At 62.1% G+C, this 15,754-nt stretch carries 15 protein-coding genes; all 15 read right to left on the bottom strand.

The window, feature by feature from the left end; genetic code table 11:
- Positions 1–38 precede the first annotated feature (38 nt).
- Positions 39–1,610 (bottom strand): glycosyltransferase, encoded by a 1,572-nt coding sequence (locus FJ867_RS26480; protein ID WP_140517474.1) that lies wholly within the window; start codon positions 1,608–1,610, stop codon positions 39–41.
- Positions 1,607–2,701: an NAD-dependent epimerase/dehydratase family protein gene (locus FJ867_RS26475; RefSeq protein WP_181167683.1), complete on the bottom strand. Its 1,095-nt coding sequence runs from the start codon at positions 2,699–2,701 to the stop codon at positions 1,607–1,609. Before FJ867_RS26475 ends, FJ867_RS26480 begins: the two co-directional genes overlap by 4 nt.
- Complete coding sequence (locus FJ867_RS26470) at positions 2,698–3,801, bottom strand: Gfo/Idh/MocA family oxidoreductase (RefSeq protein WP_181165249.1); 1,104 nt, start codon at positions 3,799–3,801, stop codon at positions 2,698–2,700. The genes FJ867_RS26475 and FJ867_RS26470 overlap by 4 nt, the downstream gene beginning before the upstream one ends.
- Positions 3,785–4,777 carry a glycosyltransferase gene (locus FJ867_RS26465; RefSeq protein ID WP_140818994.1) on the bottom strand — a complete coding sequence of 331 codons (993 nt, stop codon included), beginning with the start codon at positions 4,775–4,777 and terminating at the stop codon, positions 3,785–3,787. The genes FJ867_RS26470 and FJ867_RS26465 overlap by 17 nt, the downstream gene beginning before the upstream one ends.
- Entirely contained in the window at positions 4,774–5,790 is a 1,017-nt protein-coding gene (locus FJ867_RS26460; protein WP_140517478.1) for a glycosyltransferase, read from the bottom strand. Before FJ867_RS26460 ends, FJ867_RS26465 begins: the two co-directional genes overlap by 4 nt.
- Positions 5,787–6,932 carry a glycosyltransferase family 2 protein gene (locus tag FJ867_RS26455; protein ID WP_181168453.1) on the bottom strand — a complete coding sequence of 382 codons (1,146 nt, stop codon included), beginning with the start codon at positions 6,930–6,932 and terminating at the stop codon, positions 5,787–5,789. Before FJ867_RS26455 ends, FJ867_RS26460 begins: the two co-directional genes overlap by 4 nt.
- A gap of 596 nt (positions 6,933–7,528) precedes the next feature.
- The gene (locus FJ867_RS29190) at positions 7,529–7,828 is read right to left on the bottom strand and encodes a hypothetical protein (RefSeq protein ID WP_246674991.1); all 300 of its coding nucleotides are present in this window, start codon (positions 7,826–7,828) and stop codon (positions 7,529–7,531) included.
- Positions 7,829–7,904: 76 nt separating this feature from the next.
- Complete coding sequence (locus tag FJ867_RS26445) at positions 7,905–9,026, bottom strand: aminotransferase class I/II-fold pyridoxal phosphate-dependent enzyme (protein ID WP_140517481.1); 1,122 nt, start codon at positions 9,024–9,026, stop codon at positions 7,905–7,907.
- An 11-nt stretch (positions 9,027–9,037) separates the two neighbouring features.
- The gene (locus FJ867_RS26440) at positions 9,038–10,297 is read right to left on the bottom strand and encodes a cysteine desulfurase-like protein (RefSeq protein WP_140818992.1); all 1,260 of its coding nucleotides are present in this window, start codon (positions 10,295–10,297) and stop codon (positions 9,038–9,040) included.
- An 11-nt stretch (positions 10,298–10,308) separates the two neighbouring features.
- Positions 10,309–11,298: a pyridoxal-phosphate dependent enzyme gene (locus tag FJ867_RS26435; RefSeq protein ID WP_140622704.1), complete on the bottom strand. Its 990-nt coding sequence runs from the start codon at positions 11,296–11,298 to the stop codon at positions 10,309–10,311.
- A gap of 14 nt (positions 11,299–11,312) precedes the next feature.
- Positions 11,313–12,299 carry an ornithine cyclodeaminase family protein gene (locus FJ867_RS26430; RefSeq protein ID WP_140517483.1) on the bottom strand — a complete coding sequence of 329 codons (987 nt, stop codon included), beginning with the start codon at positions 12,297–12,299 and terminating at the stop codon, positions 11,313–11,315.
- Between the two features lie 11 nt (positions 12,300–12,310).
- The gene (locus tag FJ867_RS26425; protein ID WP_140500675.1) at positions 12,311–13,435 is read right to left on the bottom strand and encodes an aminotransferase class I/II-fold pyridoxal phosphate-dependent enzyme; all 1,125 of its coding nucleotides are present in this window, start codon (positions 13,433–13,435) and stop codon (positions 12,311–12,313) included.
- A gap of 20 nt (positions 13,436–13,455) precedes the next feature.
- Entirely contained in the window at positions 13,456–14,265 is an 810-nt protein-coding gene (hisN, locus tag FJ867_RS26420) for a histidinol-phosphatase (RefSeq protein WP_140500676.1), read from the bottom strand.
- The gene (locus FJ867_RS26415; RefSeq protein ID WP_140500677.1) at positions 14,252–14,986 is read right to left on the bottom strand and encodes an ABC transporter permease; all 735 of its coding nucleotides are present in this window, start codon (positions 14,984–14,986) and stop codon (positions 14,252–14,254) included. Before FJ867_RS26415 ends, hisN begins: the two co-directional genes overlap by 14 nt.
- Entirely contained in the window at positions 14,983–15,681 is a 699-nt protein-coding gene (locus FJ867_RS26410) for an ABC transporter permease subunit (protein ID WP_140517485.1), read from the bottom strand. Before FJ867_RS26410 ends, FJ867_RS26415 begins: the two co-directional genes overlap by 4 nt.
- Between the last annotated feature and the right edge of the window lie 73 nt (positions 15,682–15,754).

Below are 15,754 nucleotides of genomic sequence, written 5' to 3'. Positions count from 1 at the left end.
GCCCCGTCGCAGGAGCTTGCTAAGAGCTTGACGCACTGTCACGCCGCTCGTCGCCTGAAAGCGCGCGCGGCGACAATCACCGGGCAACATGGGTCATGCACATCGAGCATTGCCGAATTCAGCTCATGCTCCGCCAAGCCATAGAGAAACCCGGTAGCCGAATAGGCGTTTCCATAGTGGCGGACTTCGACATTCTCCACCCCGAACCTGTCTGAGAGAAGCCGGCCCAGCGCCGCCGGGGTTATCGACCAGAACCAGCTCTCGCCCCATTCTCCTCGGTCAATCGGGCTTACCCAAGGGACCGTGACCAGAAGCACGCCTCCCGGTTTCAGCATCCGCCATAGGGTTGCAACCGCGACAGGCATGTTGAAAAGGAGGTGCAGGGTCTGGGTGAGCACGATGCAGTCAAATGTCTCGAGCGGCAGGTCGTCGCCGTTGGCCAGATCGCCAACGAAGGTCGTCAGCGGGTGGCCTTCATATCGGTTTAGAACGTCGCTCCTGGCAACTCGACTGCCTCCGAAGCGGGTCGTATAGGCGTTGTCCCCGATCTCCAGAACCCTGCCGGATATGTTCAGCGAACATGATGCGAGGAAAGTCTCGACATAGCGGCGGTCCACTGGCTTGCCGCGATCAAAACCGAAATTTGTACTGAAGGGCAGCGGGCGGCTGAGGTCACCGAACCGGACGCCCGATCGGCGCCGACTTGACCAGCCCTTGAAACGCTGCCGCAGCATCATGGTGGTCTGCAATGGCGCTGCGAGCGAAACGGCAATGGTGTTCAGGAGCTGACCGCCGAGCGAAGAACGGGATCGAACCGCTGTACTAAGCTGTCCCAGTTGCATGTGCGCATAATAGCGTTTCCAATTTTCGACGCCCTGATGGTAGGCGGCCGTCCAGTCTGGATTGGTCCGCGCAAGATTCCTCTGCCGGCCAAGGACTTTGAGCGCCGCGCGCAACATCATCGGATTGCTGTTGGACATATTCGTTGCGTGCCTGCGGTAATCTGCGAGACACTCCGGGGTGCATGCGGCCTTGTTTGCCCGAGACAGGCGAAGGTAGACGTCGTAATCCTCGCAAGCCCGCAGGGATCGGTCAAATCCGCCAGCAGCCTCCAATGTGCTACGCCGATAGAGCACTGTCGCATGCATTCCAATCAGGTTGCCGGTCAAGAATCCGGCATACGGGTCCTCTCCCACCGGCCTCAGCGGAACTGAATTCCTGACTGCGCCGGCCTCATCGATGTAGCAATAGGCTCCATAGACAAAGGCGCAATCCGGACTGTCATGGAACAAAGCAAGATTGGTAGCGAGCGCCGTCGGGCGCAGCCTGTCATCGGCATCCAGGAACGCGATGAATTCGCCACGTGCTGCCTTCATTCCCGTATTGCGGGCAGCGGCTAAACCCTGGTTTTCTTGGCGGATGTAGTGGACGTCGACATACCGGCGAACAACATTTTCGGGATTGTCCAACGAACCATCGTCCACAACGATGATCTCATCGGGCCGCACGCTCTGGTTCCGGACACTGTCGATCGCTTCCGCGAGAAATCGAGCATGGTTATAGGTCGTAATGACAACCGAGACACAGGCTGCGGCGGGTCTGACGGTCATCTTTCGCCCACTTGGCTCTGCGCAGTCGGGTAGCCGGCAAAGGTTAGCCATGCGACTGAGCGCCGACATGCCTCCTCGAAGCCGACCACCGGCTGGTATCCGAGCTCGCGCTCGGCCTTAGCCGACGGGAGTTTCACCCGACACCGGTGCAACAGCGCACGTTCTTCAGATACCTTGATCTTTGGAGCCATAGGCGGCCTCTGATCGAGCCCTGATTTCCGCCACTCGGCATAGCCTACCTTTAGTCCGCTACGAACGGGTCTCGGGAGGCTTCGGACAAGCCGCCGGTAAAGGTCGCCATCTCTCAGCCATTGTGTCCAGTTCGGCGCGAATGACAATGGCGCGGAAACCGAAATCGCAGCCAGGTCGAAGCCCAATGCCTCGGCTATCGGGCGGCAAAGATCTGCCCAACTTATCCTTTCGCGGTCCCCGACCAGATAAGTTCGCCCAGCCGCCTCGGGCACTTCGATGGCAAGCTTGATCGCATGAACGACATTGTCGACATAAGCGCTGTTGCAGATGCCATGGCCGCCATCCACCAGATAGGCAGAGCCGTCGAGGAGATCGTTGGCGAAGCCCCCCGTCCAGCTGGAGCGCGGGCCAAAGACAATTCCGGGCCGCAGCACCACCACCTGGACTGCACCGTCCCGTGACAATTCCCCGAGACGACGTTCAGCACGAACCTTGGCATTGTTGTACTCGACCGTCTGGCCGTCGTGCAGCGCGCTCGTTTCGTCCGTTCCGGGCAGCGGCGATTGGCCATGAACGGATGCGCTACTGAGGTAGACCAGGCGAACGACGCCCGCAGCGGCGGCGGCAAGATAGACAGGCTCGACGGCATCGACGATCGTGCGACTATCACCGGCAACTGCATGAACAACGGACTGACAGCCAAGAAGGGCCGCAGTAAGAGCCGGAACGTCATGCGCGTCCGCCACCCTTCCATCGATCGCAAAGCGGGACAGGCTGGCGAAAGCACTCGGCCTGCGAACGATCGGCCTCACCTCAGCCCAGCCGGAAAGATGCAGCAACTCCACTGTCCGGCAACCTATGAAGCCGTTGGCGCCAAGCACGGCAACAGTGCCGGTCATTGTCTGGTCTCGGCGGAAGCAATGACGTGGCGAAAGTCTTCTGCTCCGAGCCAAGGCATGTCCAGCCGTTTCCGTCTGGCATAGCATTCCTCGATTCGCTTGAGCACGTTGCGCCCCGCTGTGGCTGACCCGGAAAGGAGGGTTCCATTTCGGACCGTGTCGACCAAGTCCGAAATCTGATCGCAGAACGCGTCGACGAAATCGCGCGACCGGTCGTCGGTGTTGGTGAAGGAGGCGGTGGCTGCCGTGCGGCATCCTTTCAAGGCGATCTCTACAAGCTCCGTCTCATTGACTGCCCAAGAAATCGAGCCACGTTCGCCCTCAAGACGGTAAAGGTTCGGACGAGCCCAATCACGGCTCAGCCGGACCGTTGCCTCGAAGCCGCCAAAACCTAACCGGACAAGGCAGTTCGCCTCGACGCCGCCCATTGCGTCATCGGCGTAGTGGATTTCATGGGGCTCTCCGAACCACCAGGTCAGGAGGTCAAGGCAATGCGTGCCTATGTCCTGAAGCACGCCACCGCCGGATTCCGCGCGGCTGAAATAGCTCGTCGAAGCGACAGGCCACTGGAAAGGGCCACCCTCAAAACAACAGACACCTTGAATTTTTCCGATCAATCCGCCCTCGACCATGGCCTTTATCGATCGGGTGGCAGGGAACTGCCTTCTGACGAGGCCTGTTGCCACATGTAGATTGTTGGCTGCCGCTACCGCCAGGATAAGGTCTGCGTCGGAGCTGCTCGTGGCCATCGGCTTCTCGCACAGAACATGCATGCCGGCCCGCAACGCCTGCATCGACTGATCAAGATGGTATCGAGGCGGGGAAGCGATGATCGCCACATCGGCGCCCACAGCCAGAAGGCCGTCGAAACTGGCTGCAACCTTCGCTCCGGGCAGCCGCGCCTGTACGACCGCGGCGGATTTCGCTTCGGGATCAAAGATGGCTGCGACTGCGATCTGGCCTCTGCCTTGAAGGCGCGACAGCGCTTCCGCATAGTAGAGCTTCGTGACGGCGCCACATCCGGCCAAAACGAGACGGACAGGCTCACCTTGCCGCAGCCGTGCCGGCTGCCGTTGCACAGTTTCAATTTGGGCGGACAATCTCGCCTCCCTGCTTCGCAACGAGCCACAGCATACGTCCAATTGTCTTGAGCGACGGATCGAGGTGGAAGGCTTCACTCATTTGCGCGAGGCATCCAGCCCAATCACCAGAGCTAAGCAGCCGCCGTCCGGTTTCGAGAGCGCTTTGCGAATAAGTCCGCCGAGCCGATGCGGCGACATCGTCCGCGAGTTCGCTTGGAAGATAGCTCTTGAAAATATCAATCGCCATTCGCGTGTAGGCCATGTCCGCGGCATTCCGGATATGGCGCCCTGTGTTCGATTGCGGGTGCATCCGATAAAGCGCAAGGGCTTGCGGTTCGTACCAGACAGGAAAACGAGAAGCGATGCGTATCCACATCTCCCAGTCTTCGCTGCATTTCAGCCGCCGGTCGAAGCCGCCGAGTTCTTCGTAGACCGCGCGTCGGACCGCGATGGACGGCGTCATGATGCGCTGTTCGAGCGCCAATCGGACCACCGCATTCTCAAGCCTTCCGGAGATTGACTGCATTGCAGGTTCGATCGACAACTGCTGTCCGTGGGCGTCCATGAAGACCGTCCGGCAGAACGCCGCTCCTACTCTCGGATCCGCATCGAAACCCCGACCGAGCAATTCGTAAAATTCTGGTCGGACGGCATCGTCGCCGTGCAGGAGATGGACAAGTTCCCCCTGGGCTCGGCTCAGACAGGTATGGAAGTTGCCGATGTGGCCGAGGTTTTGCGGCTGGCGGAAAAAGCCGACACGCCTTCCCCCGATTTCGTTCACGACTTTTTGCGGATCGTCGGACGAACAATCGTCAACCACTTCGATCTGCATATGAGCCGGGTCAGGGGCTTGCGCGAGCACGCTTTGCAGCGTTGAGGCAAGAAAGCGGGCGCTATTATAGACGGGGATCATCACCGACCACTTCGGACGAACAGCCGCCTGTGGCAATGACGGGACCGGATCGCGATTCTCGAAGTTGCGGAAAGCCGTCATCTCCCGAGCACCGAGGATTTCAGCAGGAGCAGTGCCAACCGCGCGATATCGCGTTTCGGCACGTTGTTTCCGCCAGTGCCGCTTCGCAGCAATCGTAGGAAGCACGATCTGGCCGACGGCAAGTCACCTCCGTTCAGATACTGCTTCGACCATTCGTAAAAGTAGCGGGAACAGCCGCCACGGGCAAACTGTGCCCCACGGGCATCCATGACATTCGCCATTCGCCGGTAGAATCCCTCGATCGCATCAAGCCTGAGCGGGCTTGGCAGCGCCGATACAAGCCCACCCGGGTGCAGACGATAGATACCTGCCACCTCGTCGACAAAGGCGAGGTCTGCTGTCTTTGCGCAATGCACATACAGCGGCCAATCAGTAATCGGAAAGAAATCTGCATACCAAGACGGTACATCCCGAACGCACGCGGTTCGCATCATACCGCCGCAAGTGGCGAAGGGATTGCCTTCCCAAATTTCCCTTTGTGTGATTAAGGGCTTCTGATCCCGTGGCGTCCACCGCCGCGACGTGATCTCGTCGCCGTGCGCCACGAGCGCATTGTAAAATATGGCCGAGAGCTCAGGATGCGCGTCAAGATGGGCCACCTGATCTCGCAGCTTGGTCTTGGATGTCCACAGGTCGTCGCCATCAAGGATCGAGACATAGCGCCCGCGCGCAACCCGGAGTCCTCTCGCAACGACCTCGTTGGATCTCAAATTGCTGCCAGAATAGATCGCCGATAGTCTTTCGGGATAATCGGATACATACCGCTCCACGATCTCCCGGGTACCGTCCGTCGAAAAATCTTCGCTGATCAGGATCTCGACACCGGATTCCGTATCTTGCATGAGAACGCTGTCGATCGCTGCCGCTACGTAGCGAGCGTGATTGTAGGTGACAATGAGCACGGTCACACTGACCGTCGGTTCATTCACTGTCCGCTCAAAAGTGCATTCTGCCCTCTGAGCCAAATTGCGGCCCGACGACATCTGCTCTTCCGACAGCAGCAGCTTCTTCATTCCAAGCCTCTAAGGAGAAACGGGCTGTCTGAGCCGCTGCCTTCTTGGGGCATTGCAAAGGTTCCTCGTTCGGGATGCTGCGCCAAATAGCCTCCGCAGGGTCCAAGTTTGCTGTCCATTGCAGCCAGATTGTTGAGCAAGGCACGGTAATCGGTATTCTCGCCGCGATCGAAAAGCTCATCGACAGCGTAGTCCCAGAACGGTTTCCCGATCCCCGAGCCGCGGCCTTCGCGTTCCAGTTTGGTTCCTTGCTTCGCCTTGCGCCGGAAAATGGCAAGCGTCGCACCGACGACTTTCGCGAACTGCGAGGGCGATCGCCAGAGCACTCTGGCGAAGTTCATGCCGACGGCAGCAAAGCGGCGCCTTTTAAGCCCGAGCCTGGCGATCTCGACATCGTTACGGAACATCACATCCGATAGGATCGGGCTCACCATCTCGCTGCAGCGAGCAAAGAGGCTCTCGAGCACCATCCGACGCGAGATGAGCATTCGGACGAAATCTTGCGACATGGCTCCTGGCGTTCGGCGGTATCCGACCAAGTGCTCCTTGACGACATCGAATCGGTATTTCGAGGCGATACTCAATTGGAGGAAGAAGTCCTCACAACCCTCCGCACCGTTTTCGCGCAGTCGCGAGGAATAGCCACCCATTTCGAGTAAGACATCGCGCCGGAACATTGCCGAACTTCCGTGACCGATAAAGTTCTGTCCGAGATGCTGCATGAATACCCATCCGTGCGGGTGCATGCGCTTAGGCGTAATGATCGCCTTATCATCGGCATCAATCGTCCGGTAAAGCGTATAGACAAGCCCAACATCATTGCCTGCTGCAGCGAAAACACGCAGCTGCTTTTCGAGTTTGGTTGGATGCCAGAGATCGTCGGCGTCTATAGGAGCTATATAGATGCCTTTGCTTGCACGTATCCCCGTATTCCGCGCCGACGCGACGCCACTGTTCTTCTGTTGTAGCAACTTGATACGCGGATCGTCATTGGATAGTCGGCGGACAATTGATGCAGTTTCATCAATCGAACCGTCGTCAACGACTATTATTTCGATGTTTCTGTATGTCTGGTTTATCACCGACGCCAAGGTGCGTTCGATAAATTGTTCTGCGTTGTAGGCAGGGATAATGACAGCCACGAATGCGTGAGTAGGACATTGTGAGTTGCTCGTAGAACAACTCCCCTTGGTGCGGCCACTTCCCTTCACTGTCACCCGGCCTCTGAGCTCTGCATGTACTGCTAAACGGCCGTTGTCCGGCTCACTAACATTTTGGGCCACGCACACTGGACGGCCCTCGCCCGGCCTTCTTAGGTGGCCGATCCATTCTCTTTGTGCCACAGCCCATAGCGTATTTTCCTTTCGCCCCTGGCCGACTTGGGGTTCGAAAACTCACGCAATAGCCCACGCTGCACCCTGACTAAGTGACCCAAAATGATCTCGCCCGTGCGTAGAGCCGCCCACGCAGAGTGGCGGATCCGAGAGTATCTCCTGTTCCTGCAATCTATGCCCCTGGATGGCGAGTAGATAGATCGTCAAAAGCGGTACCCGTTAAGGAAAATTCGCGACGGTTTCGGGATGCCGCGAGAATAAACGGTCTCTTTTCTGCGCGCGTTCACGAATGTCACGAGCTGACTGAATCGCACCCAAGACTGCGGAAATTCGCCTTCCATCTGGAGTTCGCCCCTGGGACCGGACAAATTGAACAAGCAGGATTGCCGGCTGATGGTGCGCGATCAACCTACTACGATCAGCCCGACACCGCCGTGGATGACACAGCGCTCGTCGAGACGATGGGTCAAATCTCCGACAGCTTCGAAGCTTACGGCTATCGCCGCATGCAGGCGGCGCTGCGGCAGCGCGGCATCGTCGTCAGCCCCAAGAAGGTCAGGCGGTTGATGCGCGAGCGTGATCTGCAGCCCAGGATCAGGCGCCGCTTTGTCGCTGGCTGCCTCCGCCCGCCCGATGATGAAGAGCGGGGGTGCCTCGCCCTGATCGATGCGGCACAGGAATTTCCAGATAGACCTTACTGCCATCGTCGAAGGGCGCGCGTCGGCCTCACCCGGTGCCCCGGCAACGGCCGCCTTCGGCGGCAGGACATCGCCGTATATGTCACGACCTTTGCCGGGAAGAATGCTTGCGAATCGCTGCGGAGATCGCCGCCAGGCCACCCCGCAGTTCGTCCTCAAGAGGATAGAGGAAGCCGACACGCATGTGGTTGCGCGGCATCTCGAACCAGTGGCCCGGACCGACATAGGTGCCATAGCTTTCCAGCAGGTCGGCGTAAAAGTCGTCGAAATCGAATCCCGGACCATGACGGAAACGGGGGAAGCAGACCACGCCGCCCTGGGGCTCGACCCATTCGATCAGCTCGTCGCTCTCAATCCAATCGCGCATGATGGCAAGGCGTCCGGCCAGCACTGGCGCCTGCGCGGCGAGGAAGGCGTCGCGGCCTTCCAGGATGCGGGCGCCGATCCACTCGTCGACGACGCTGCCGCAGATGCCGATCTGCTCCTTCGCCGCCAGGAAGCGCTCCATCAAGTGCACGTCGCGCGTCATGATCCAGCCCACGCGGATGCCCGGCGCGCCGTAAGCCTTGGACAGCGAAGCCACACTGATCGCGGCGGGGCTGAGCGAGGCGGCGGGGGGCAGCATCTCGCCATGGGTCAGGTCGCGGTAGGTTTCGTCCACCAGTAGCCTGCATCCCGCCTTTTCGACCAAGGCGATCAGCGCGTCCAGTTGAGGGCGGCCGATCATCGTGCCGGTTGGGTTATGCGGGCAGGTGATGCTGACATAGCGGGTGTTCGGGCGCAGAGCGCTGGCGACGGCATCGATGTCGAGGCCGAACCGATCGTCGAATTTGAGGTCGATAAAGGTGATGCCGCAGCCGATGGCGCGCGGCGTCTCGATGTTAGTGGCATAGTTCGGCCGCACCACGACAAGATGGTCGTCGCGCGATAGAAGCGTGGTGGCGATGATGAACAGCGCGCCAGCGGCGCCGGCGGCCACCAAAACGTTGTTGGGGCCGAGGCCCTTGCCCTGCGCGGCTACCAACGCCCGAAGCTCAGGGTCGCCGCGATGCTCGCCATAGGGCAGCAGCAGGTCAGGGACGGAGAGATGGAAATCGGACAGCTTACGGTCTCGTACGGAGCTTTCCGACAGGTTGAAGCGAATGCGGTCATAGCCGTATTCCTCCGGTGATTCCTTCTCGATCACCATGCGTGCGTAGTCCATGCTTTCCCCCGTCAGGCTGCCAGCCGGGCGACGGCCAAAACGGCCTGGTCGACCTCGTCTGCTGTGGTGTAATGCGATAGGCCGAGCCGAGCGACGCCGCCTTGCTCGCGCAGGCCGAGCAGGCCGGAGGCTTCATAAGCGTAGAAATCGCCGGCCCAGCCGAAGATGTTTTCGCCCGCCAGCGCGGCTGCGATCTCCTGCGGCGACCTCTTGGCCAGCCGGAAGCTGAAGGTGGGCACACGGGCGTCCAGCCGGTTGCGGCTGGCGATGCCGCAGAGCTTGAAACCGGGAATGCCGGCAACACCCGCCAGGAACCGGTCCATCAGTCCGGCTTCGTAGTCGGTCGCCGCCTCCAATCCCGCCACGATGCGCTGGCGCAGCGGCGCGGCAACGTCGACGCCGGCGCACTGCTCGCCGAGCCAAGCGATGTGCTCGATCGCCGCCTGCGTGCCGGCCTGCGCCTCGAAGGAGGGAGTGCCGGGGGTGTGGCGCCACGGCATGTCGAAGGAGGCGGGCCGCACCTTGAGCGGCGTGAGCCGGTCGCACAGCTCCGGCCGTATATACATGACCCCGGCGTGCGGACCGAAGAACTTGTAGGCAGAGCATGCGAGCAGGTCGCAGCCGATCGCCGACACGTCGAGGGCCAAATGCGGCGCCGACTGCACGGCATCGACCATGGTGACGGCGCCGGCAGCTTTACCAGCAGCCACGATACGGGCAACGTCGTTGACGGTGCCAAAAATGTTGCTCGCGTGATTGCAGGCAACCAGACGCGTGCGCGGGCCGATCAGTTCGTCCAGCATGTCGTAGCGATATTCGAAGGTTTCGGTATCGAACTCGAGCCAGCGGACGGTGACGCCACGTTCCTCGGCTGCGATGATCCACGGGCCGACATTGCCATCATGGTCCATGCGGGTAAGCACGATCTCGTCGCCCGGTTTCCAGTCGCGTGCCACCATGCGCGAAAAATGGAAGATCAGCGAGGTGCTGTTGAGGCCGAAGACGATCTCGTCCGGCTGTGCACCGAGCAAGGCGGCCGCCGCTGCATGCGCTCCCACCAAGATGCGGTCGCTATCACGCGAGGTGTGGAAGGCACCGCCCTCGTTGGCGCAGCTTCGCAGCATCACCTCGCTCATGCGCTCGACCACGCGTGCCGGTACTTGCGAGCCGCCCGGCGCGTCGAGATAGATACGTGGCTTGCCGTCGTCGGTGATCGCCAGCGCCGGGAAGGCCCCGCGCACCGCCTCGATGTCCCATCGTCCAGTCGTCATGGAATTCCCTTTCAGGTCGGTCGCACCGCCGCGATCGCGGCCGTCAGTTCGTCGTAGTCGAAATTCCCGCCGCACAGCACGATCGCATTGACTTGGCCGCGGTACCGTTCCGGGTGCTTCATCAGCCCTGCCAGCGCTAGGCCGGCTGCACCCTCGACCAATAGATGCTCTTCGATCGCGAGACGGGCGAGCGCGCCGGCGATCTCGGCTTCGGAACAGATGACCACATCGTCGACGACCGACCGGGCGAGGCCGAGCGTGACTGAATCCTCATCCATGCCGCCGGCGACGCCGTCGGCCAACGTCGGCAAGTGCTCGACATCGATCACCTTGCCCGCTTCCATCGACGCTGCCAGCGCCATGCTGTTGGCGGCCGCGCAGCCGATGATCCGCGTGCGCGGACTGAAGGCCTTCATCACGGCGCCGATGCCGCCGATCAACCCGCCGCCGCCCATGGCGATGAAGACATTGTCGATACGCGAATGCTCTTCCAGCAGTTCGAGCCCGATCGTGCCCTGGCCAGCAACAACGTCGGGATCGTTGTACGGAGATACGTAGACGAGTCCCTTCTCCTCGCCCAGGCGGCGCGCGTGCGCCTCGGACTGGCCGCTTTCATCGCCATGCAGGATCACGTCGACGCCAAAGGACCGTATGCGCGCCAGTTTGGCCTTCGTGACATTGTGCGGAAGCACGACCGACAATTTTCGGAACAGGCGCGACGCCGCGAAGCTGGAGGCTATGCCGTGGTTGCCGGACGAGGCGGTGACGAACGGCCGGCCCCCGGTCGCATCGTCCATCGCGGTCAGCTTCGAGAAGGCGCCTCGCGCCTTGAAGGAGTTGGTGAACTGGAAATTTTCGCATTTGAACAAAACGGTGCTACCGATCGCGTCGCCGACGGCGGACGCGCCCAGCAGCGGCGTCTTCGCGATGTGGCCGCGGATGCGGGCATGCGCCCGCACGGACCGCGCGGCAGCGGCGGCGATGTCACCTTCGTTCGACATGGTTCTGTCCTGGGTCAAGAGTTTGCGGCTGTGCCGGCGCTCGCGAGGATGGCGCTGGCGATTGCCGCGTCCTCTGCGCCGAGGCCGGTCAGGTCGGCGATGCTGATGTCACCAGGCTTGCGCGTCAATGAGCCAGTCCGCAGCGATACGCCGATCTCACCGATCCGCTCTGGCTCGACGAGGCCGGCCGCGATGGCATGAGCGAACTCGCCATGGTCGATGCTCTGCAGGGCCGAATCGGCGAGCAACGTGTTGGCGCGCGCGACCAGCGTATTCTCCAATTCCTGTTTGCCGGGCGCATCGGCTCCGATGGCTGTAATGTGCGTGCCGGGCGCGATCCATTCAGCGCGCACCAGCGGCGCGGTCGCGGGCGTCGTGGTGACAATCACTTGTGAATCGGAACAAAGGTCGGCGAGCGAGCCGACTGGCGATACCTGGAGGCCAAGGTCGGCCACGTCGGCGGCGAAGCGTCCCGCCGCCGCTGGCGAGCGGCCCCATACCGCGACCGAAAGCGGCTCGCCGTGAGCCAGCGCTCGCAGCGCGCGTAACTGCATGCGTGCCTGGGTTCCGGTGCCGACGATGCCGAGGCGCGTCGCGCCCTTAGGCCAGCACAGCCGGGTCGCCAGCGCGCCGGCATAGCCAGTGCGCCAGTCGGTCAGCATGCCTTGGTCGAACAGCAGCGCTACCGGTTCGCCTGTCGTGGCCGACAGCGCCACCATCATGCCGTTGCCGCTTGGAAGGCCCTTGGTCGGATTGTCGTAGAACCCAGTCGCGACTTTGACGACGAAGATCGACGCGCCCGATACATGGGCGCATTTCACATGGCAATCGCCGTTCGCCGCCGCGAATCCCATGTGGACGACGGGCGGCTGCTGGACTGCCCCGGCGCTGTAGGCGACGAGGCTTTCGCGAACGGCCGCAATACCGGCGGCGTGGTCGAGCCGCCGCAGGATCTCCGCCCGGTCGAGGATGAGCGGCATGTTTGCGGCTGGCCTAGCCATGGTCGTTCCGTTCAGGCCGCCGAGCGGGCAAGGCCGCGCAGGAAGAGCTGCACACGTTCCAACCCGCCTTCCAGGACATGCGCCGGCGCGCCGATGCCGACGCGGAAATAGCCGTCCATGCCGTAGACGTCGCCCGGCGCGACAAGCACGCCCTGCTCGTCCTTGACGCGATGCGCCAGCTCGGTCGAATTTATCGGCAAGTGATAGCGCACGAATGCCATGCCGCCTGCCTGCGGCGGCGCCAGCGAGACCAGCCCCTCGTTGGCGCGGACCCAGCGCACCATCATGTCGACATTGCGTGACAGGAGGTCCCGGCTGCGGTCGAGGATCGCCTTGCGGCGCGCCGGCTGCAACACCATCGACGCGACCAGTTCGCTGACCGCGCCGGTAGTGATGGAGGTATAGTCCTTGCGCTGCCAGGAGGCATAGATCTCGGCAGCGGGGCCGACCAGCCAGCCGATGCGCAGGCCCGGCATCGCCATCGCCTTCGACAAGCCGCTGGTGACGATGGCTTTCTCATAAAGGTCGACGCTGCTCGGCGGCTCGAGGGTACCGTATTCGGCTCCCTTGTAGACCTCGTCCGTATGTAGCCAGATGCCGTTGGTGCGTGCGATGGCCACAATTTCCCCGAGCAGGTCCGCCGGCACCACGCGTCCGGTCGGATTGTTGGGCGTGCAGAGCGTGATGACCTTGGTGCGGGGCGAAATCGCCGCGCGGATGTCGGCCGGATCGGGCAGCCAGCCCAGTTCCTCGCGCAGCGGCACATCACGTACCACCGCGCCGAGCGCCTTCGCCCATCCCCTGATCTGCAGGTAGTTGGGGACGACGACGATGATCTCGTCGCCCGGCTCCAGCAGCGTCATCGCCATCAGAAAATTGGCTTCGGCCGAGCCGTTGGTGACCATCACCTCGTCGGCCGTACGATTCTTGTATGTGGCCGCGATCGCCTCGCGAAGGACGACGGCACCGTTCGTCCAGCCGTAACCGAGTTCGGCGGCAAGCACCTTTTCGCGTTCCTCCGGGCTCAGCAGTTCGTTGAGCGAATAGGGGTGTACCCCGCTATCGGAGAGGTTGTACTCGACGATGTTCTCGTAGAGCGACTGGATGCGTTCGAGGGTGAATTCTTCGATCTGCATGTGTGTACGATTCCTCTTCTTCAGGAAGCCGCGCGGGCCGGTGAGGTCGCGTTGGCCAGGATGCCTAGCACAGTTCTGTGCAACTCAGGTGTGGCGCTGGCCACGACGGAACGGCGGCCGGAACGGATCGTCAGCTCGCCGCCCTGCCAGTCGGTCATGACGCCACCGGCGTTACGCACGATCGGGATCAGTGCGCAATAATCGAAGGCGTCCAGCCCCCCGTCCACATTGATGTCCAGCGCGCCGTCGGCGACGCGGCCATAGGCATGGCAACCGCCGCCATAGACGCTCCAGCGCACCTGGCGCCGCAGCCTCTTGTAGGCGGCCGTATCCTTGTCGTCGAAGGATTCCGGGTTGCCGTTGCCGACAAGGGCCTCGCTAAGGTCCTGGCAGGCGCGCGTGCGTACGGGCTTGCCGTTGAGGGTGGTCGGCGAACCGTCGGCGCCCAGCCAGCGCTCGTTGGTGACGGGATTGTCGATGACCCCGAGCATGGGAACGCCGTTGCGGGCCAGCGCGATCAGCGTGCCGAAGGTCGGAATGCCGGTGATGAAGGCTTTGGTGCCGTCGATCGGATCGATGACCCAGACCCATTCCGCGTCGAGGCCGACGGACCCAAATTCCTCGCCAAGGATGCCGTGGTCGGGATACGCCTCCTGGATGCGCGCGCGCAGCCTCTCCTCGACCTCCCGGTCTACCGCGGTGACAGGGCTTGCATCGCCCTTGGAAACGAAGCCGTGTTGCTCGCTGAGCGCTTCCTGGATTGTCGCCCGGCTGACGTCTGCCAGCGAACCGGCGAAAGCCGTAAAGGTCTTGGGGTCAGATGCCGGCATTGTCGGCTCCCTCTATGAGTGGGGTTGCGGGTTCGTCCAGAGGACGCGTGTGTCGTGAAAGCCTGTATTCGAGGGCGCGCAACGCCGTGGTGAGCACGTAGGTAATGGTGAGGTAGATAAGCGCCGCGGTGATGAAGAGCTCATAGGGCGCGAAGGTGCGGGCGACGATCGTGTTGGCGGCGCCGGTCAGCTCCATGACGGTGATGGTCGAGGCGAGTGATGTGGATTTCAGCATGCTGACCACCTCGTTGCCGTAAGCCGGCAGGGCGATGCGGAAGGCGCCCGGCAGGATGATCGTGCGGTAGGTCAACGCCGTCGACATGCCGCAGGCACGCGCCGCCTCGATCTCACCGGCTGGCACCGCCTCGATGGCGCCGCGCAGGATGTAGGCGGTGTAGGCGGCCGTGTTCAGGCTGAAGGTCAGAATGGCGCACACCCAGGCCTGGCGCAGATATGGCCACAGAAAGCTGTCGCGAACGACCTCGAGCTGGGCGAGACCGTAATAGACAAGGAATATCTGGACCAGGAGCGGCGTGCCGCGGAAGAAGTAAATGTACCAGTGCAGCAGGAGGCGCACCGGCGCCGGGCCGCTGACGCGCAGGATGGCGACGGGAAGTGCCACCGCCATGCCGCAGAAGAGTGAGGCGACGAGCAGTTCGATCGTCGTGACGGTGGCCGACAGCAGCGCCGGCAAGCTCTCGACCATAAGCTCGAAGTTCATCGCGCCAGCTTCCTCTCGCCGCGCGTCGCACGCCGTTCCAGCGCGTCGACAATCGAGGTGTTCAGTATGGTGAGCAGGAGGTAGATCAGCGCCGCGGCGAGGTAGAAGCGGAAGGGTTCGCCATTGACCTGCGTCGCCATGGTGGAGATGCGCATCAGCTCCTCCAGCCCGACGATGGAGATAAGCGACGTGTCCTTGATGAGCGAGATCCAGTTGTTGCCGAGGCCGGGCAGCGCGTAGCGCCACATCAGCGGCAGGCGGATGTGGATGAAGCTGGTCGCGGCCGACATGCCGAAGGCATCTGCCGCCTCGATCTCGCCCTTGGGAATGGCGAGATAGGCGCCGCGCAGCACCTCGGCCGCGTAGCCGCCGAAGACCAGGCTGAGCGCGAAGACGCCGGCCGGCATCGCCGGCACTTCGAGAAAGTGGATGCTGGGGTCAATCATCTTCGCCAAGCCGGTCAGGGCCACCGTGCCGCCGAAATAGGCGATGAGGATGATGAGGAGTTCGGGCGTGCCGCGCACGACCAGAGTGAAGCCCCGGCCGATGGCGCGCAGCACACAGTTCGAGGAGAGCTGTGCCAGCGCGCCGAGAATGCCCCAAACGAGGCCGACCGCCAGCGACAGCAGCGCGACCTCGACGGTGGTCATGAGCCCGCTCGCGACCTCCAAACCCCATCCCTGGAAAATGTCCATCTGCCGCTCCTGCGGTGGCAAGAAGAAAGACGCCGGCCATCGGGTGAAATGGCCGGCGATGAACCGTACGGCT

The sequence above is a fragment of the Mesorhizobium sp. B2-5-3 genome, from assembly GCF_006441005.1.
In the GTDB taxonomy this organism is placed as follows: Bacteria; Pseudomonadota; Alphaproteobacteria; order Rhizobiales; family Rhizobiaceae; genus Mesorhizobium.
This window is presented reverse-complemented; position numbering and strand designations above follow the sequence as displayed.